The sequence below is a fragment of the Hansschlegelia sp. KR7-227 genome (assembly GCF_049446035.1).
In the GTDB taxonomy this organism is placed as follows: Bacteria; Pseudomonadota; Alphaproteobacteria; order Rhizobiales; family Methylopilaceae; genus Methylopila.
In genome coordinates, this window is record NZ_JBMSEA010000003.1 from 170937 (window position 1) to 190277 (window position 19341).

Annotated in this window: 15 protein-coding genes; 6 read left to right on the top strand and 9 right to left on the bottom strand. The window is 69.4% G+C overall.

All coding sequences use genetic code 11. The features are described 5' to 3' along the window. Nucleotides 1-119: 119 nt before the first annotated feature. From ACO2RJ_RS18305 to ACO2RJ_RS18315, 3 genes are all read left to right on the top strand, one after another. A complete protein-coding gene (locus tag ACO2RJ_RS18305) occupies nt 120-1568 on the top strand; it encodes an acetamidase/formamidase family protein (protein WP_423269571.1) in 1449 nt (482 codons plus the stop codon). A 202-nt stretch (nt 1569-1770) separates the two neighbouring features. Beyond that, on the top strand, nt 1771-3123 hold the full coding sequence (locus ACO2RJ_RS18310) for an 8-oxoguanine deaminase (protein ID WP_423269572.1): 1353 nt from the start codon (nt 1771-1773) through the stop codon (nt 3121-3123). A gap of 352 nt (nt 3124-3475) precedes the next feature. Continuing rightward, on the top strand, nt 3476-4249 hold the full coding sequence (locus ACO2RJ_RS18315) for a hypothetical protein (protein ID WP_423269573.1): 774 nt from the start codon (nt 3476-3478) through the stop codon (nt 4247-4249). Nucleotides 4250-4396: 147 nt separating this feature from the next. Here the strand turns inward: ACO2RJ_RS18315 and ACO2RJ_RS18320 are convergent, their stop codons facing one another. The 7 genes from ACO2RJ_RS18320 to uraH form a co-directional block, all read right to left on the bottom strand. Further along, entirely contained in the window at nt 4397-5596 is a 1200-nt protein-coding gene (locus ACO2RJ_RS18320; RefSeq protein ID WP_423269574.1) for a urate hydroxylase PuuD, read from the bottom strand. A 93-nt stretch (nt 5597-5689) separates the two neighbouring features. Further along, nucleotides 5690-7027, bottom strand: a complete 1338-nt coding sequence (guaD, locus tag ACO2RJ_RS18325; RefSeq protein WP_423269575.1) for a guanine deaminase — start codon at nt 7025-7027, stop codon at nt 5690-5692. A 240-nt stretch (nt 7028-7267) separates the two neighbouring features. Next, on the bottom strand, nt 7268-8353 hold the full coding sequence (locus ACO2RJ_RS18330) for a BMP family ABC transporter substrate-binding protein (RefSeq protein ID WP_423269576.1): 1086 nt from the start codon (nt 8351-8353) through the stop codon (nt 7268-7270). A gap of 66 nt (nt 8354-8419) precedes the next feature. Then, a complete protein-coding gene (locus tag ACO2RJ_RS18335) occupies nt 8420-9340 on the bottom strand; it encodes an ABC transporter permease (protein ID WP_423269577.1) in 921 nt (306 codons plus the stop codon). A 13-nt stretch (nt 9341-9353) separates the two neighbouring features. Then, nucleotides 9354-10463, bottom strand: a complete 1110-nt coding sequence (locus ACO2RJ_RS18340; protein ID WP_423269578.1) for an ABC transporter permease — start codon at nt 10461-10463, stop codon at nt 9354-9356. Next, complete coding sequence (locus tag ACO2RJ_RS18345; RefSeq protein WP_423269579.1) at nt 10456-11997, bottom strand: ABC transporter ATP-binding protein; 1542 nt, start codon at nt 11995-11997, stop codon at nt 10456-10458. The genes ACO2RJ_RS18340 and ACO2RJ_RS18345 overlap by 8 nt, the downstream gene beginning before the upstream one ends. A gap of 84 nt (nt 11998-12081) precedes the next feature. Further along, on the bottom strand, nt 12082-12435 hold the full coding sequence (gene uraH / locus ACO2RJ_RS18350) for a hydroxyisourate hydrolase (RefSeq protein WP_423269830.1): 354 nt from the start codon (nt 12433-12435) through the stop codon (nt 12082-12084). A gap of 308 nt (nt 12436-12743) precedes the next feature. On the opposite strand from uraH, the gene uraD reads away from it, so the two are divergent. From uraD to ACO2RJ_RS18365, 3 genes are all read left to right on the top strand, one after another. After that, complete coding sequence (uraD, locus tag ACO2RJ_RS18355; RefSeq protein WP_423269580.1) at nt 12744-13262, top strand: 2-oxo-4-hydroxy-4-carboxy-5-ureidoimidazoline decarboxylase; 519 nt, start codon at nt 12744-12746, stop codon at nt 13260-13262. Between the two features lie 156 nt (nt 13263-13418). After that, complete coding sequence (locus tag ACO2RJ_RS18360) at nt 13419-14234, top strand: FAD binding domain-containing protein (protein WP_423269581.1); 816 nt, start codon at nt 13419-13421, stop codon at nt 14232-14234. After that, on the top strand, nt 14231-16930 hold the full coding sequence (locus ACO2RJ_RS18365; RefSeq protein WP_423269582.1) for a molybdopterin-dependent oxidoreductase: 2700 nt from the start codon (nt 14231-14233) through the stop codon (nt 16928-16930). The genes ACO2RJ_RS18360 and ACO2RJ_RS18365 overlap by 4 nt, the downstream gene beginning before the upstream one ends. An 88-nt stretch (nt 16931-17018) precedes the next feature. On the opposite strand, the gene ACO2RJ_RS18370 is transcribed toward ACO2RJ_RS18365, so the two are convergent. Then, on the bottom strand, nt 17019-18599 hold the full coding sequence (locus tag ACO2RJ_RS18370) for a regulator (RefSeq protein ID WP_423269583.1): 1581 nt from the start codon (nt 18597-18599) through the stop codon (nt 17019-17021). Nucleotides 18600-18666: 67 nt separating this feature from the next. Next, on the bottom strand, nt 18667-19332 hold the full coding sequence (locus tag ACO2RJ_RS18375; RefSeq protein ID WP_423269584.1) for a cysteine hydrolase family protein: 666 nt from the start codon (nt 19330-19332) through the stop codon (nt 18667-18669). Nucleotides 19333-19341 lie beyond the last annotated feature (9 nt).

The window sequence follows — 19341 nt, forward strand, 5'->3', positions numbered from 1 at the left end:
TCTCCCGTGGTGTACGCCGTCGGCTGGCGCCGACCTTGCGAGCCGCCTAAGTCGCGGCCCGCGCGGGGGTGGGCCGCACCGCCTCCCCGGTCCCGCCATTACCTTAGAGAGACGCCACGATGTGCCAAGGCGACGACGCGAATTGTCCGCAGTTCGAGCTGCATTACCGCGCGCTCAAGGAGGGCCTGAACGCCGAGCGGCGCGGCTTCCTCAAGAGCGGCTTCGTGGCGGCCGGCGGGCTCGCGACGCTCGGCGTCGGCGCCGCCTCGCTGGTCACGCCCGCTCTCGCGCAGGCGACCGCCGCCCGCGCGCCCGGCGAACGTAAGCACCATTACCTTCCGGCGACCGACGAGACCGTGCACTGGGGCTATTTCTCGAAAAGCTTGAAGCCGCGCGTCGAGATCGAGTCCGGCGACCTCGTCACCATCGAGACGTTGACCCACCACGCCTGCGACGACCAGGAGCGGATGGTCCAGGGCGATCCGGGCGCTGAAAGCGTCTTCCTCTGGACCAAGGACAAGAAGGGGGTGGACCGCCGCGGCGCGGGCTCGACCGACCCCAAGGTCTACAAGAAGGGCTCCGGCGAGGGCCAGGGCGTCCATGTCATGACGGGGCCGGTCTATGTTCGCGGCGCCGAGCCCGGCGACGTGCTGGAGGTGCGCATCCTCGACTGCGCGCCGCGGCCCTGCGCCAACCCCTCCTTCAAGGGCAAGTCCTTCGGCTCGAACGCCGCCGCCTGGTGGGGCTACCACTACAACGACATGCTGGGCGGCCAGAAGCGCGAGGTGGTGACGATCTACGAGGTCGATTCGTCCGGCTCCAAGAGCTGGGCGCAGGCGGTCTACAATTTCAAATGGGTCCCCCAGACCGATCCGTTCGGCGTCGTCCACGAGACGATCGACTATCCCGGCGTGCCCGTCGACCACTCCAAGACCAACCGCGCTTTCGACGTGCTGAAGGGCGTGCGCATTCCGATTCGTCCGCATTTCGGCACGCTCGGGCTGGCGCCGGCGGAGGCCGAGTATGTCGACACGATCCCGCCGAGCTACACCGGCGGCAACATCGACAACTGGCGCATCGGCAAGGGGGCGACGATGTACTACCCCGTCGCGGTCGAGGGCGGGCTGCTGTCGGTGGGCGACCCGCACGCCAGCCAGGGCGACAGCGAGCTGTGCGGCACGGCGATCGAATGCTCGCTGACCGGCGTCTTCCAGCTGATCCTGCACAAGAAGGCCGACCTCGGCGGCACGCCGCTCGAGGAGCTCGACTATCCGATGCTGGAGACCAAGGACGAGTGGCTCGTCCACGGCTTCAGCTTCGCGAACTACCTGAAGGACCTCGGGCCGACCGCGCAGTCCGACATCTATTCGAAGTCGTCGGTCGACCTCGCGATGCGCGACGCCTTCCGCAAGATGCGCCACTTCCTGATGACGACGCAGAAGCTCACCGAAGACGAGGCGGTGTCGCTGATGTCGATCGGCGTCGACTTCGGCGTGACGCAGGTGGTCGACGGCAACTGGGGCGTCCACGCGATCGTCAAGAAAGACATTTTCGCCGGCCGGGTTTGAAAGATGCGGCCGTCCGGGGCCGCGGCTCCGGGCGGCCCCGCATGCGTCCGGCGCCCAGCGATCGGTGGATCCGGCGTCAAAGTTTGGGCATGACGCGACGTATAAGGATGGACGCGACCTCCGCCTGGGCCGTTCGTAAGCCGACTTATGCGCAGGCGGGGCGACCAGAGGGATCGTCCCTGCCTGTCGTGGAGCGCCGCCCGTGCCGACCCTGCTGCTGAAGAACGCCGACATCCTCGTGACGATGGACGACGCACGGCGCGAGATCGCGGGCGGCGGGCTGTTCGCGCGCGACGGGGTGATCGAACAGGTCGGGCCGTCGGCCGAGCTGCCGCGCGAGGCCGACGTCACGCTCGACATGACCGGCCGGATCGTCATCCCCGGCCTGATCAACACCCATCACCACCTCTACCAGAATCTCACCCGCGCGGTCCCCGCGGCCCAGGACGCGCCGCTGTTCGACTGGCTGAGGGCGCTCTACCCGATCTGGGGGCGGATGGGTCCCGAGCATGTCCGCGCGTCGACGCTGGTGGGGCTGGCCGAACTCGCCGAGACCGGCTGCACGACCAGCGCCGACCACCTCTACATGTTTCCGAACGGCGCCCGGCTCGACGATTCGATCGAGGCCGCCGGCGAGATCGGCGTGCGCTTCCACCCGACACGCGGCGGCCTGAGCATCGGGGAATCCGACGGCGGCCTGCCGCCGGACGCGCTGGTCGAGCGGGAGGAGGCGATCCTCGCCGACAGCCGGCGCGTGATCGAGGCGTTCCATGACGGCCGGCGCTTCTCCATGGTTCGCGTGGGCGTCGCGCCGTGTTCGCCCTTCTCGGTCAGCCGCGGCCTGATGCGCGACGCCGCGTCGCTCGCGCGGAGCTACGGCGTCGGCCTGCACACCCATCTCGCCGAAAACGCCGAGGACGTCGCCTATTCGCTGGAGCGGTTCGGCGTGCGGCCCGGCGCCTACGCCGAGGGGCTCGGCTGGTGCGGGCCGGACGTCTGGCATGCGCACTGCGTCCAGCTCGACGCGTCCGAGATCGACCTGTTCGCGCGGACCTGCGCTTGCGTCGCGCATTGCCCCTGCTCGAACATGCGGCTCGGCAGCGGCGTGGCGCCGGTGCGCGAGATGCTCGCGGCGGGCGTGACCGTCGGCCTCGGCGTCGACGGCTCGGCCTCGAACGATTCCGGGCACATGCTGAACGAGGCGCGGCAGGCGATGCTGCTGCAGCGCGTGGCCAAGGGCGGCGGCGCGCTGACCGCCCGTCGGGCGCTGGAGATCGCCACCCGCGGCGGCGCGAAGACGTTGAACCGCGACGACATCGGATCGCTCGAGCCCGGCAAGGCGGCGGATGTCGCGGCTTTCGACCTGTCGGACGTCGCCTTCGCCGGGGCCCAGTGGGACCCCGTCGCGGCGCTCGTGTTCTGCGGCCCTTCGAAGGCCGCGCTGACAGCAGTCCAGGGCCGCGTGATCGTCGAGGACGGCGTCTGCGTCTCGATCGATCGGGGCCGCGCGCTGGAGACTCATGGCCGGCTCGCCCGCGCCCTGATGAATGGCTAAACATCGGGCGCCGAGGCCGTGCGATGCGCGTTCCGGCGGTGGCTTTGCCCATGCCGCGCACAGATGTCGCGGCCTGTCGCCTCTTAAGTCATCATTGTGTTTCGTAGGTAACACAACCGTTATAACCCATTGGAGACGCTGCAGATCAAGTTGACCGCTCGGTAAAATGCTGGGATTTTTCCGAGACATCGACAGATCGATGGAGATGGGGGCGGGCCCTGCTGCCGGCGCGGCGCAGGGGACCGAAGATTCGCGACTCTGAAGGGGGAGTTGGATGAAGATGTTTGGCCGCAGGTCAGTATGGAACTGGACTGCTGCAGTCTTGTCTGTGGCGGGACTGTCGTGTGGCGACATGCGCGCGGCGTCGGCCGCGGACGTCGCCGAGCCGGTGCCGTCGCTGCCGTCCGTCATCACCTTCAGCGTCACCGAGATTCAGTTCCAGCTCGGCAAGCTCGACAACCCGTTCAACCGCACGAAGAGCTGGACCCCGATCATCACCCTTCAGCACGCCTCGAGCTGGGTGTTCGGCGACGTGTTCTTCTTCATCGATTTCCTCGACGACAGGGACAACGACCCCACGAACTTCAACGACAAGGAAGCCTATGGCGAGTTCTACGCCTATTTCAGCTCGGCGAAGCTTCTCGGGATCAAATACGACAACGGGATCATCAAGGACGTCGGGGTGGTCGCGGGCGTCAACGCCGGAGCCGATTCGAACTTCCAGGCCTATCTGCCGGGCGGCTATATCGACTGGAACGTGCCGGGCTTCGTGCTCTTCCGCACGCAGCTGACCGCGGTCATCGACGACAGCGACACGCCCTCGCGGCAGAAGGACGGCTGGCAGTTCGACTGGAGCTTTGTGCGGCCCTTCGAGATCGGCGGCCAGTTCTTCAGCGTCGAAGGCCACATCGAATACACCGGCAATTCGCGCACGAAGGATTTCGGCGGGGCCAAGCAGCGCGACTGGATCCTCGCCCAGCCGCAGTTCCGCTGGGACGCCGGCTACGCCTTCACGGGCAAGAAGGACGTGTTCTTCCTCGGCACCGAATACCAGTACTGGCGCAACGTGCTCGGCGCCAAGACGGACGAGAGCGCCTTCCAGGCGCTGGCCGTCGTCCGGTTCTGACGAAGGCGGGCATAGTCCCCAAGCCGGGGCATGCGCCGAGCCTCGCCTGCACGTCGCCCGGCCGTCCGACGACGTCTACGCCCCGCGCGTGACCGGCGCCGACGCCGAAGCGAAAATCCTCGGCGCCCTCCGCCGGCCGCGATCTCCTCACCTCGCCTCGTCGAGCCATCGGCGGACCGTCTCCCGCTCGTCGGCCGTCATCGCCGTGAGGTTGCCCGGCGGCATCGAATGGGTGAGCACGGCGACCACGCGGATCGCCTGCGCATGCGCCTTCATCTCGGCGAGGGTCTCGAGCTTCACCCCCTTCGGCGCGACGCCGATGCCCGGCCAGAGCGGCGTCGCGGCGTGGCACATGCCGCAGCGGCTCTGGACCACCAGCTCGGCGCTTTCAGCGAGCGCGCTCGGCGGGCCGCCGGCGGCCGCGGCCTCGGCCGGCGGCGCAGGCGGACCGAGGCTCGACAGCCACATGATGGCGAGCCCGCAGAGCGCGGTGATCCCCCACGTCCACCAGGGCGACGGCAGGCCGCGGTGACGGGTGTTGTAGAAATGGCGGATCGAGACGCCCATCAGGATGACCAGCGCCACGATGATCCAGGAGAACCGGGTCGCGAAGGCGAGCGGATAGTGGTTGCCGATCATCACGAAGACCACCGGCAGCGTCAGGTAGTTGTTATGCAGCGAGCGCTGCTTGCCCTTGGCGCCGAGCGTCGGGTCCGGCGTCTCGCCGGCCTTGAGCGCCGCGACCACCTTCCTCTGGTTCGGGATGATCACCATGAAGACGTTGGCGGCCATGATCGTGCCCATGATCACGCCGACCTGCATGAAGGCCCCCCGGCCCGAGAACACGAGCGAATAGGCGAAGGCCATCACGACGATCAGGGCGAAGCCCGCCAGCGCCAGCTTGAGGTCGCTTGCGGCCAGCGGGGACTCGCACATCTCGTTGTAGACGAACCAGCCGAGGAACAGGCCGGCGAGGCTCGCCGTCACGGCCGTGATCGGGTGGATGTCGAGCACACTCGCGTCGATCAGATAGAGCCGGGCGCCGAGATAATAGACGATGACGAGCAGCGCGAAGCCCGACAGCCAGGTCGCGTAGGCCTCCCATTTGAACCAGGTGAGGCGCTCCGGGAGCTGAGGCGGGGCCACGAGGTATTTGACCATGTGGTAGAAGCCGCCGCCATGGACCTGCCATTCGTCGCCATAGGCCTGCGGCGGCAGGCTCGCCCGCTGCTTCAGGCTCTGGTCGAGGTGGACGAAGTAGAACGAGCTGCCGATCCAGGCGATGCCCGCCATCACATGCGTCCAGCGCACGAAGAAGCTCAGCCACTCCCAGACGATCACGTCCATGGCGTCACGCTCCCGAAGGGCCCCGAGGCGCGCCCGCGGAACGCCCCTCCGTCACGCCCCGGCGAAGCGGCGGCGTGACGAGCGCGGATCGCGTCACCCTTCGGCACGGATCTCATCCCGGTCGTGCAGCTTCCTGCCCGCCACATAGGTCGCCCGCACCGCGCGGTCGTCGGCCAGGATCATCTGCACGAACAGGGCTTCGAACAGGTCGTTCGCCGTGCGCATGCGATGCGCGATCAGCGGCGTCGATTTGAGGTCGAGGACGATCATGTCGGCCTCGTAGCCGGCCGCCAGATTGCCGATCCGGTCGGCGACCCGCAGCACGTCGGCGCTCCCTTGCGTCGCGAGCCAGAACGCCTTGACCGGGTGCAGGCTGTAGCCGCGGAGCTGCGCGACCTCATAGGCCGCCTTCATGGTGTCGAACATCGACATCGACGATCCGCCGCCGATGTCGGTCGCGAGACCGACGCTGAGCGGCGTCGCGCAGTCGCGCAGGCCTTGCATGTCGAACAGGCCCGAGCCGATGAAGGCGTTCGAGGTCGGGCAGTGCGACACGCCGCTCCCCGTTTCCGTCAGGCGCGCGATCTCGCGTTCCGTGAGATGGACGCAGTGGCCGAAATTCGCGCCTTCGCCGATCAGGCCGTATCGCTCATAGGCGCCGAGATAGTCCGGCGCGTCCGGATAGAGCCCCCGCGCCCAGGCGATCTCGGCGAGGTTCTCCGACATGTGCGTCTGCATCAGGGTCGTCGGATGCTCGCGCCACAGCGCGCCGGCGGCCTCGAGTTGCTCAGGGCTGGAGGTGATCGCGAAGCGCGGCGTGACGGCGTAAGAGAGCCGCCCCCGGCCATGCCATTTGTCGATCAGCGCCTTGCTGTCGCGATAACCGGTCTCGGCCGTGTCGCAGAGCGCGGCCGGCGCGAAGCGGTCCATCAGGTTCTTGCCGGCCGCCATCCGCATGCCGCGCTCGAGCGCGCCTTCGAACAGCGCGTCGACGGACGTCGGATAGGTCGCGCAATAGACCGACGCCGTGGTGACGCCGTTCGCGAGACAGAAGTCGAGATAGGCGTCGGCTTCGGCCCGGGCGTATTGGCGGTCTGAGTATTTGGTCTCGGCGGGGAAGGTGTAGACGTTCAGCCACTCCAGAAGCTGCTCGCCATAGGAGCCGATGACCTCCATCTGCGGATAATGGGCGTGGCTGTCGACGAAGCCCGCCATGATCAGCGCGTCCGCGCCGTAGGTCTCGACCGCGACGCCGGGGTGGCGCGCGAGCGTCTCATGCGCGGGCCCGACCTCGACGATCCGGCCGTCCGCGACCACCACCGCCCCGTCGTCATTCGCGCGGACGGCCTCGTCGGGGCGCACGCGGAACGGGTCGTCGCAGAACGACAGGGTGCGGCCGCGCAGCGCGAAGGGCTTTCCGGGCGCGCTCATCGGCAGGCCTGTCGCTCCGGGCGCGCTTCCCGCCGGACCGATGGCCTCGCGTGCTTCGAGACGCCGGCCGATGGCCGGCTCCTCAGCATGAGGAGCGTGGGAGGATGCATCGGCTCGAACCTACCTCATGCTGAGGAGCGGTCCGCAGGGCCGCGTCTCGAAGCACGCAGGCGGCCGCTGCAGCGCGGATGTCAGGCGGCGCGTCCGCGCCGGCCCTCGTCGGTCCGGGGACCACGCGACTCATTTCGGCAGCGAGCCTTCGACACCCTGGACGAAGAAGTTCATCGAGAGCAGGTCCTTGTCCGGCGCCGTCTCGCCCTCCTTCAGCCAGGGCGACCCGTCCTGCTTCATGATCGGCCCGGTGAAGGGGTGCAGTTCGCCCGCGATGATCTTGGCCTTGACGCCGTCGGCGAGCATCCTGACGTCGTCGGGCACGGCCGGACCGTAAGGCGCGAGCTCGACCATTTTGTCCTTGAGGCCGGCCCAGGTGTCGTCGGACGTCCAGGTCCCGTCCATCACCGCCTTCACGCGGTCGACATAGTAGTGGTTCCAGTCGTCCATCACCGACGTCAGCTGCGCTTTCGGCCCGAAGCCCGACATGTCGGAGGCCTGCCCGAAGGCGTAGATGCCGCGCTCCTCGGCGAGCTTCATGGCGGCGGGGCTGTCGGTGTGCTGCATCAGCACGTCGGCGCCCTGGTCGACGAGCGCCTTGGCGGCGTCGGACTCCTTGCCGGGATCGAACCAGCTCGAGACCCAGATGGTCTTGATCTTGATGTCGGGATTGATGGTCTTCGCGCCGAGATAGGCCGAGTTGATGCCCATCACGACCTCCGGGATCGGAAAGGAGGCGATGTAGCCGATCACGCCGGTTTTGCTCATCTTGGCGGCGATGATGCCGGCGACGTAGCGGCCCTCGTAGAAGCGGGCGTTGTAGATGCCGACGTTCTTCGTCTTCTTGAAGCCGGTGGCGTGCTCGAACTTCACCTTCGGAAAACGCTGGGCGACCTTCACGGTCGGGTTCATGAAGCCGAAGGAAGTGGTGAAGATCAGCTCGTTTCCGGCCTGCGCAAGCTGCGCGATGACGCGCTCGGCGTCCGGGCCTTCCGAGACGTTCTCGACATAGGTGGTCTTCACCTTGTCGCCGAACGCCTTTTCGACCGCCTTGCGGCCGACGTCGTGCTGGTAGGACCAGCCGTGATCGCCGATCGGCCCGGTGTAGACCCAGGCGACCTTCAGCGGATCGGCCTGCGCCGGCGCGACCGCGACGCCGACGGCCATCGCGAGCGCCGCGGCCGCGCCGGCGAACAGACGGGAAGCGCTTGTCATCGGACGTCTCCTTCGTAGCAACCTTTGAAACCTTTGAGATTGGGAAAAGCGGGCGACGCGGCGGCGTCAGCTCGTCGCATAGAAGGCCTTGCCGAGGCAGGACGGCGCGTTGAGCTTCATCTTCACCCGGTCGCGCGAGATCACGACGAGCACGATGATGGTCGCGAGGTAAGGCAGCATCGACAGGATCTGGGCGTCGATCTTCAACCCCAGAGCCTGGCTGTGGAGCTGCAGGATGGCGATGCCGCCGAAGAGATAGGCGCCGCCGAGCACGCGGAGCGGCCGCCATGAGGCGAAGACGACGAGCGCGAGCGCGATCCAACCGCGACCGGCGGTCATCTTCTCGACCCAGAGCGGGGTCTGCACCAGCGACAGATAGGCGCCGCCGAGGCCCGCGCAGGCGCCGCCGAACATCGTGGCGAGGTAGCGGATGGCGATGACGGGATAGCCGATGCCGTGCGCCGCCTCGTGGTTCTCGCCGACGGCGCGCAGGATCAGCCCGCCGCGGGTCTTCGTCAGGAACCACGCCACCCCGGCGACCAGCGCCAGAGACAGGTAGACGAGCGCGTCCTGCCCGAAGATCAGCGGGCCGACGAAGGGAATGTCCGTCAGCACGGGGATGTCGAGGCGCGGGAACTGCGGCAGGGAGACGCCGGAATAGGCCTGTCCGATCAACGCCGAGAGCCCCAGCCCGAACAGCGTCAGCGCCAGGCCCGTCGCGACCTGGTTCGACATCAGCGTCAGCGTGAGCAGGCCGAACAGCGCGGCCATCGTGGCGCCGGCGAGCGCGCCGGCGAGAATGCCGACGACATAGCTGCCGGAGCCGTAGGTCCCGGCGAAGGCCGCCACCGCGCCCACGATCATCATGCCCTCGACGCCGAGGTTCAGCACGCCGGACTTCTCCGTCACGAGCTCGCCGATCGCGGCGAACGCCAGCGGGGTCGCGGCCACCACGACGCCGAGCAGGATGTTGAGCACGAGGTCCATCACGCCTCTCCGGTCACTCGGCGGGGTTCAGGGCGGAGGCGGCCGGCGCCGGCGCCGAAACCAGCGGCTTGCGGGCGCGCGCGATGCGGAAGTTCACGAGCACGTCGGTCGCGAGCAGGAAGAACAGCAGCATCCCCTGGAAGACGCTGGTGGTCGCGCTCGGCAGGCTCATCTCGATCTGCGCGGTCTCGCCGCCGATATAGGTGAGCGCCATCAGCATGCCGGCGAACACCACGCCGACCGGATGCAGCCGCCCGAGAAAGGCGACGATGATCGCGGTGAAGCCGTAGCCGACCGGCAGCGAAGGAACGAGCTGGCCGACCGGCCCCGCCGCCTCGAACAGGCCGGCGAGACCCGCGAGGCCGCCCGAGATCATGAAGCAGGTCCACACGATCCGCTTCTCGGAATAGCCGGCGAAGCGCGCCGCGCGCGGCGCTTGGCCGAGCACCTTGATCTGGAAGCCGAGGATCAGCCGCTCGAGATAGACATAGGCGGCGGCCGCCGCGAACAGCGCGACCAGGACGCCGATATGGGCGCGCGTGTCCGGGATCAGCGTCGGCAGCAGCGCGTCCTCCTGGAAGAGGCGGCTCTCGGGGAAATTGAAGCCTTCCGGATCGCGCAGCGCGCCGTGCACAAGGAAGCTCAGCAGCAGCGTCGCGACATAGACCAGCATGAGGCTGACGAGGATCTCGCTGGCGTTGAACCGGTTGCGCAGCAGCGCCGGGATCGCGGCCCAGGCCATGCCGCCGAGCGCGCCCGCGAGCGCCATCAGCGGCAGCAGCATCGGGCCGCCTTCGGGATAGGCGGCGAGCGCGACGCTTCCGCCGGCGATCGCGCCGATCGTGAACTGGCCCTCGGCGCCGATGTTCCAGACCCCGGCGCGAAAGCCGATCGCGAGGCCCACCGCGATGAGGATCAGCGGCGCGCCCTTCACCAGCATCTCGGCGAGGCTGTCGAAGGAGGTGAGCGGCTTCAGGAAGATCAGATACATCGCCTGCGCGGGGTCCTTGCCCAGCGCGGTGAACAGCACGAAGCCGGCGACGATGGTGAGCGCGACCGCGATGAACGGCGTCGCGTAGAGCATCGTCCGGTTCGGCTCCTTGCGGAGGACGAGCTTAAGCATGCGCCGCCTCCTTGGCCGCCTTGATCTCCTTCGCCCGTCCGCCCATCGCGACGCCGAGCTTCTCGACGGTGAGCTCCTCGGTCGGCTGCGAGGGGAACAGATAGCCGCCGGCGATCACCGAGATGCGCGTCGAGATCGTGAACAGCTCGTCGAGGTCCTGGCTGATGATGACGACGGCGGCGCCGCCCTTGGCGAGGTCGAGCAGCACCTGGTGGATCGCGGCCGCAGCGCCCGCGTCGACGCCCCAGGTCGGCTGCGAGGCGATCAGGACCTTGGGGTTCTGGAGGATCTCGCGGCCCATGATGAACTTCTGCAGGTTGCCGCCCGAGAGCGAGCGGGCCGCCGACCTCACGCTCGCGGTCTTCACCTTCATGTCGTCGACGACCTTGACCGCGAAGCGGCGCGCGTTGGCGAGGCTGATGACGCCGCCCCGCGCGAGGTCGTTGGCGCGGCCGGCCGACAGCAGCGTGTTCTCCCACAGCGCCATGCCCGGCACCGCGGCGTGGCCGAGCCGCTCCTCCGGCGCGAAGCACATGCCGCGGGCGCGCCGTTCGCGCGGGCCTTCCTTGCCGATTTCGACGCCGTCGACCTGGATCTGCTTGGCGAAGCGGCAGGGCCGCTCGCCGATCAGCGCCTCCATGAGCTCCGTCTGGCCGTTGCCCGCGACGCCTGCGATCCCGAGGATCTCGCCGGCGCGCACCACCAGCGAGACGTTCTCGAGATCCGTGCCGAACTGCCCCTCGCTCTCCATCGCGAGATCGGTCACCTTGAGGCGGATCGCGCCGGGCTCGGCGGCCTCGCGCACCGGCGTGTTGAGCGTGGCGCCGATCATCATCTCCGCGAGCGAGCGGGCGGTCTCCCGCCGCGGATCGCAGCTGCCGACGAGCTTGCCGCCGCGCAGCACGGTCGCCGTGTCGCAGAGCGCGCGGATCTCGTCGAGCTTGTGCGAGATGTAGAGGATCGAGCAGCCTTCCGCCGCGAGCCGCCGCAGCGTCTGGAACAGGACCGCGACCTCCTGCGGCGTCAGCACCGAGGTCGGCTCGTCCATGATCAGCAGCTTGGGCTCCGACAGCAGGCAGCGCACGATCTCGATGCGCTGCCGCTCGCCGACCGAGAGGGTTCCGACCAGCCGGCCGGGATCGACCTTGAGGCCGTAGGCGGTCGAGACGTCGATGATGCGCTGGCGAAGGTCGCCGACCTTGGCCTCGGCCGCGCTCAGGCCGAGCGCGATGTTCTCGGTGACCGTCAGCGCCTCGAACAGGCAGAAGTGCTGGAACACCATGCCGATGCCCTGCGCGCGGGCGTCGGAAGGCTTGGCGGGCGCGAAGGGGCGGCCCTCGAACGTCATCTCGCCGCTGTCGGGCTTGATGACGCCATAGATCATCTTGACGAGCGTCGACTTGCCGGCGCCGTTCTCGCCGAGAAGGGCGTGGATCTCGCCCGGCGCGATCTCGAACGAGACGTTCTCGTTGGCGACGACGCCGGGATAGGTCTTGGTGATGCGGTCGAGCTTCAGGATGGGGACGTCGGCCATGCGTTCACCTCCCGCAGCGCCGCGCGACGCAAGAACCCTGCCTGCCGAAAGGGGCGCGGCCATGGGTCCGCCGGCCGCGCCGCATCAGCTGCCCCGATAGGTCGAGTAGCCATGGGCCTGCAGGAGCAGCGGCACGTGATAGTGCTGCTCGGCCGCCGCGACGCCGAAGCGGATGACGACGACGTCGAGAAAGGCCGGGCTCGACGTCTTGCGGCGGCTCCCGCCGAGATAGCGGCCGACATGGAAGCGCAGCTCGTAGACGCCGGCGCCGAAAGACGGCCCCTCCAGCAGCGGCGCGTCGGTGCGGCCGTCGGCGTTGGTGACCGCTTCGGCGACCTTCTCCGCCCCGTCGCCCTCGATCCGGAACGCCTCGATTGTGACGCCGTCCGCGGGTCGGCCGAGTTCGGTGTCGAGGATGTGGGTCGACAGGCGGCCCATGGTCAGAGCGCCCGCCTTGAACGGACGGCGCAAGCCGTTTGAACGATCGTTAAAACAGGCGCCCAGGTCTTGAGGCGATCGGTCACGCGCGCGTCGTCTCCGGAGGGTCGATCACGAAAAGCGGCAAGCTGGAGCGCCTCGACGCGTATGCTGGGACGAGATGGCCGGCCCGCGCAATCCGTGCGCAGGAACAAAAGTTCGGCAGCCGAAACCGTCCAGCGCCCCGCAAATCGGCGCCCACGACGCTGGCGGCGGCCGCGCGGGAACCCGTACAACGAGCGTCCCGCTTCTGTCCGACGCGAGCCGACATGACGATCGCTTCCTCGCCCGAGACGCCATCCCCGGCCGCCTTCGTCGCGCGCTTCGGCGGCGTCTATGAGCGCTCGCCCTGGGTGGCAGAGGCTGTCGCGGCTGAAGGGCTGACGCCGGAGGACGCCGACCCCGCCCGCCTCGCGGCGCGCATGTCCGCCGTGGTGGAGGCGGCCGGTCGCGACCGGCAGCTCGAACTGCTGAGGCTGCATCCGCGGCTCGTGGGCAAGCTCAAGGTCGGCGAGGAGCTGACGGCCGAGTCCCGGAAGGAGCAGGCCTCCGCCCGCCTCGACCAGTGCTCGCCCGACGAATTCGCGCGCTTTCAGGCGCTGAACGCGGATTATGACGCCCGCTTCGGCTTCCCCTTCATCATCGCGGTCACGGGCCTGTCGCGCGCCGACATCCTCGCGTCCTTCGCGGCGCGTCTCGGAAACCCGCCGGAGACCGAGTTCCGGACGGCCCTCGACGAGGTCCACAAGATCGCTCGCATCCGGCTCGACGCGCTGGCGATAGGCTGAGCGCTTCGCGCAGGTCAGGACCCCTCTTCGTGCTCGCTTGCGGTCGCGTCGGCGCATTTTTACGATCGGTCAAAGCTGGCATGTCGCTTGCCGTCCGGCGGCGAAGGTTCGCGCCGATCGGGTCGGCGCCGTCACCGGCCCGGGAGCGCTGATCCTTTGGACATCCACACGATCGAGGAGATCGTCCGGCGGCCTGCTCCGCCCGCTCCCGGCGCATGGCGCGAGGGCGACGCCTGGCTCGGCGGCGGCACCTGGCTCTATTCGGAGCCGCAGCTCGCGCTCCGACGGCTGATCGATCTCGACGGCTTCGGCTGGACGCCGATCGAGCTCGTCGAGGAGACGCTGGTCCTCGCCGCGACCTGCACGATCCGGGAGCTCCACGACTGGCCGGTTCCCGACGACTGGGCCGCGAGGGCGCTGATCAGGCAGTGCTGCGACGCGCTGCTCGGCTCGTTCAAGATCTGGAACATGGCGACGGTCGGCGGCAATCTCTGCCTGGCGCTGCCGGCCGGACCGATGATTTCGCTCGCCGCAGGCCTCGACGGGACCTGCGTGATCTGGACGCCGGACGGCGCCAAGCGCCGCATCCCGGCGGCGGCGTTCGTGACGGGCGACCGGACCAACGCGCTCGGACGCGGCGAGCTGCTGCGCGCGATCGAGCTGCCGGTCGCGGGGTTCCGGTCGCGCTCGGCGTTCCGCCAGATCTCGCTCACGCCGCGCGGACGGTCCGCGGCGCTGCTGATCGGCCTCGGCGCCCCGTCGGGCGGCTTCGCGCTCACCGTCACCGCCGCGACGAAGCGGCCGGTCCGGCTGACCTTCCCCGCCGTCCCGGACGCCGCCGCGCTGGCGGCGGCCCTTCGAGAGGCGATTCCGGAAGGCCTCTATCACCACGACGTCCACGGGGCGCCCGATTGGCGCCGCCGGCTGACCTTCCACCTCGCCGAAGACATCCGCCGCGAGCTCGCCGCGTGAGCTTTCGCGTGAACGGCCAGACGTTTACAGACGAGCCCCGCCCCGGCCAGTGTCTCCGGACGTTCCTGCGCGAGCTCGGCTGGTTCGGTGTGAAGAAGGGCTGCGACGCCGGGGATTGCGGGGCCTGCACGGTGCAGGTCGACGGCCTGCCCGTTCACAGCTGCGTCTTTCCCGCGTTCCGCGCGGAGGGGCGCGAGGTCGTCACCGTGGAGGGCTTCGCCCAGGACCGCGCGCTGTCTCCCGTCCAGGAGCGCTTCGTCGCCGCGCAAGGCTTCCAGTGCGGCTTCTGCACCCCCGGAATGATCGCGACGGTTTCGGCCCTGACGCCGGCGCAGCTCGACGATCTGCCCGGCGCGCTCAAGGGCAATCTCTGTCGCTGCACCGGCTACCGCGCGATCGAGGACGCGGTGCGCGGCGTCGCCCATGTCGAGGCCCCGGCGCCCGGCGAAGCCGCCGGCCGGAACCTGCCGGCGCCGGCGAGCCGGCGGATCGTGACGGGCTCGGAGCCCTTCACGATGGACGTCGCGCCCGAGGACCTGCTGCATCTGAAGCTGCTGCGCTCGCCGCACGCGCATGCGAAGATCCTGTCGATCGACGCGGCGGCCGCGCTCGCCGTTCCCGGCGTGCGCCTGATCCTGACCCATGAGGACGCGCCCAAGGGGCTGATGTCGACCGGCCTACATGAGCTCGACGCCGACGATCCGCCGGACACGCGCGTGCTCGACGACGTGGTCCGCTTCATCGGCCAGCGCGTCGCCGCCGTCGTCGCCGAGACGGAGGCCGCCGCCGAGGAGGCCTGCCGGCGGATCGTGGTCGACTACGACCCCCTGCCCGCCGTCTTCGACGCGGACGCCGCGATGGCGCCGGACGCGCCGCTGCTGCACGACGAGCCGGAGAAGGCCGGCTCGCGGGCGCCCAAGAGCAACGTGCTGGCCGAAGTCCACGGCCGCGTCGGCGACGCCGACCGAGGCTTCGCCGAAGCCGACGCGATCGTCGAGGGCACCTACGAAACCCACCGCGTCCAGCACGGCCATCTCGAGACCCACGGCTCGATCGCCTGGATCGACGAGGACGGCCGGCTCAACGTCCGCACCAGTTCGCAGACGCCGTTCCTGGCGCGGCGCCGGCTCGCCTCGATCTTCGGCCTCGACGAGGACAAGGTGCGCGTCGTCTGCGGCCGCGTCGGCGGCGGCTTCGGCGGCAAGCAGGAGCTGCTGACGGAGGACGTCGTCGCCCTCGCCGCGATGAAGCTCGGCCGGCCGGTGAAGCTCGAATTCACCCGCGAGGAGCAGTTCGTCGGCGCCACCACCCGCCATCCGATGCGCGTGCGCGTGAAGCTCGGGGCCAGGGCCTGCGGCGCGCTGACCGCGATCGAGATGGAGGTGCTGTCCAACACCGGCGCCTATGGCAATCACGGCGTCGGCGTCTTCTTCCACGGCTGCAACGAATCCGTCGCCCTCTACCGCTGCCCGAACAAGCGGATCGACGGCCACGCCGTCTACACCAACGCCGTGCCGTCGGGGGCCTTCCGCGGCTACGGCCTCAGCCAGACCAATTTCGCGATCGAATCCGCGATGGACGAGCTCGCGCGCAAGGTCGGGATCGACCCGTACGACATGCGCCGCATCAACGCGATCCGGCCGGGCGACGCGATGGTCGCCTTCGACGAGCACCCTCACGACGTCGAATATGGCAGCTACGGGCTCGACCAGTGCCTCGACCTCGCAAGCGCCGCGATGGCCGAGGATCGCGGCGCCCCGACCGGCCTGTCGCCGGACTGGCTGATCGGCGAAGGCATGGCCGCCGGCATGCTCGACACCATCCCGCCGCGCGGCCATCACGCCAACGCCGAAGCGCGGCTCACGGCTGAGGGGGCTTACGAGCTCGCCGTGGGGACGGCGGAGTTCGGAAACGGCTCGACGACCGTCCACGCCCAGCTCGTCGCGGCGGCGCTCGGCGCCACGGCGGACCGGATCGCGATCGTCCAGTCCGACACCGACCGCTCGGGCTACGACACTGGCGCCTTCGGCTCGACCGGCACGGTTGTGGCGGGCAAGGCGGCCTTCCTCGCGGCGTCCGCGCTCAGGGCCCAGATCCTCGAAGCCGGCGCCGGCCTGCTTGGCGTGGCGGTCGCGGAGTGCGCGCTGACGGCCGACGCGGTGACGGCCGCCAACGCCGCCGTGACGCTCGCCGAAATCGGCGCGGCCTCGCCGCTTTCGGCGCACGGCCGGACGGACGGCAGCCCGCGATCGGTCGCGTTCAACGTCCAGGCGTTCCGCGTCGCGGTGCACCGCGTCACCGGCGCGATCCGCATCCTGCGCAGCGTCCATGCGGCGGATGCGGGAACCGTGATCAATCCGATGCAGTGCCGGGGCCAGATCGAGGGCGGCGTGGCGCAGGCGATCGGGGCCGCGCTCTACGAGCATGTCGATCTGAGCCCCGCCGGCGAAGTGACGACGCGGACGTTTCGCAACTACCACCTGCCGGCCTTCGCCGACGCGCCGCGCACCGAGGTTCTGTTCGCCGACACGCATGACGCGCTCGGGCCGCTCGGCGCGAAGTCGATGAGCGAAAGCCCTTTCAATCCGGTCGCCGCGGCGCTCGCGAACGCGGTGCGCGACGCCACCGGCGAGCGGTTCGCCGCTCTGCCGCTGGCGGCCGACCGGATCTTCGGCCGGCTGCCGGCGGGCGCGTGACGTCAGCCGCGTCGTCGACCGCTCGACCGCCGCAACGCCGCGGTTGGCGCCGCCGGGGTCACCGGATACGCCCGCGGCTCCGGCGTCGTCATTCGGCGGGCGCGGCCGCCGTCGCCGGTGACGGCGCGAGCGCCTCCCGCCGGGCGCAGGCGTAGAGGAAGCACGCGACCATCGCGTAACCGAGCGCGACCGACGGGGTCACCCCGAAACCGACCTTCTCGCCATGCATGAAGCCGAAGAAGGTGAGCGCCGCCCCGGCGCCCGCGAAGGCGGAGGCTTCCGTGAAGCGCTTGTCGATGATGAAGGTCGCGATCGCGCCGAGCGTCAGCCCGGTCAGGATCGAGCCGCCGCCCATCACCTCGAGCCCGTGATAGAGCACGCCGACGCCGGCGAGCTTGTCGATCCCGACGGCCGCGGCCGAGGTTCCCGCGGCCCCGAGCGCGCCGTCCACCAGCACCTTGGCCCAGGCCGCGAGATGCGGGGTGAGAGCGAGCGCGATGGCGGGAGCGTGGGCGGTCGGCGTGGTCTGGAACGCCTGCGCGCCGATCAGCATGCCGATGTAGAGCAGGATCGGCGAGATCGCCACGACCGGCACCAGCGCGAGCAGCACGGCGATCACGCCGAACCACGCCAGCACCAGAACGGTCGCTCCGGTCGCGAGCGAGTATCCGATCCGGCCGCCCATCGCCTTCCAGCCGGGGTGGCCGATGTAGACCGCGTTGATGAAGGGGTTGCCCATCAGGCAGCCGATCAGGCTGACGACGCCGTCGGCGGTCAGCACCCGCGTGGTCGGGAAATGGTCGCCTGCGGCTTCCGCGCTCTCGACGTTGTCCATCGCCTCGACGAGGTCGTAGACGCCGAACGGAATGGCCGTGACGAGGATCACGCCCAGAAACTCGAAGCCGGAGAACACGTGGCCGACCGCGGGAATCGGCAGCGAGAATCCGAAGCTCGCGAAGGAGCCGGCGAGCTTGTCGAGACTCATGCCGCCGATCGAGAAGCCGAACAGCGTCGACCCCCAGGCGATCAGCGCGCCGACGGCGATCGCGACGAGGCCGGCGGGCGCGCCGCCGGGAAAGCGGACGCCGCCGAACCAGCTCGCCATGATGACCGCGAAGCAGATCAGGCCGATCTGCGGCGTCATGAACATCTCCATCGCGGGGCGCATCGAGATGAAGGCGATGGAGACGCCCGCGAGCGTGCCGAGCAGGGCGGCGCGCGGCGTCACCTTCTTCACCCAGGGCGCGACGAAGCCGCCGATCATCAGGATGAAGCTCTGGATGAACACCCAGGCGAGGCCGGCCTCCCAGCCGCGCACAGGATCCTTCGTCGTGATCGCGATCGGCAGCATGATCACGAAGGTCACGATGAACATATGCGGCACGCTGATGCCCGAGGGCAGCGCGCAGACGTCCGAGCGGCCGGTCCTCTTCGCGAGGTCGTAGGCGAGCCAGGCGTAGTAGCCGGTCGACAGCGCCATCATCAGGCCCATGGCGGGCAGGATGCGGCCGAACACCAGCTCGTCCGGCATCTGCAGCACGAAGCGCAGCAGGCCGGTCAGCACCAGCATGTTGACGAGGATGTTGGTGCCGAAGCCGAAATAGGCGTTCCAGTCGCCGGGCGTCCAAAGCGCCGGCCTGGCATGCGCAGCAGGGATCGTGGCCGTCATGGCGTGTCTCCGATGACTGGCGAAAAGCGCCGTGCGCGGGCGCCCGCGTATGCTCATGCCATGCGGTTCAGGCGGCCATGGCCTCGACCACGGCGCTCGACTGGCTGACCCAGCCGAAGATCCCGCCCTGGGCCTTGATCATCGCGAGGCCCGCGGCGTGGAATTCGGGGAAGTAGGAGGCGCAGGCGTCCGCGATCACGACGCAGCGGTAGCCGCGGTCGTTCGCTTCGCGCACCGTGGTGTTGACGCAGACCTCGGTGGTGACGCCGCAGACGAACAGCGTGTCGATCCCCCGGTTCCGGAGCATCAGTTCGAGGTCGGTCTGGTAGAAGGCGCCCTTGCCGGGCTTGTCGATCACCGGCTCGCCCGCAAGCGGCGCCAATTCGGGAATGATGTCGTGGCCGGGCTCGCCGCGGATCAGGATGCGGCCCATCGGCCCGGGCGCGCCGATGCGCAGCGACGGCTCGCCGCGCTCGACCTTGGCCTTCGGCGCGTCGGACAGGTCCGGACGGTGGCCCTCTCGGGTGTGCATCACCAGCACGCCGGCGTCGCGGGCCGCCGCGAGCGTCGCCTGGCAGGGACCGACCGCGGCCTTCAGCAGGCCGATGTCGTTTCCGAGCGTCTCGCCGAAGCCGCCGGGCTCCAGGAAGTCGCGCTGCATGTCGATGATGACCAGCGCCGCCCGGGCGAGGTCCACCGTGATCGGCTGCGGTTCGGCCGCGATCGTCGTCATGCGCGTGTC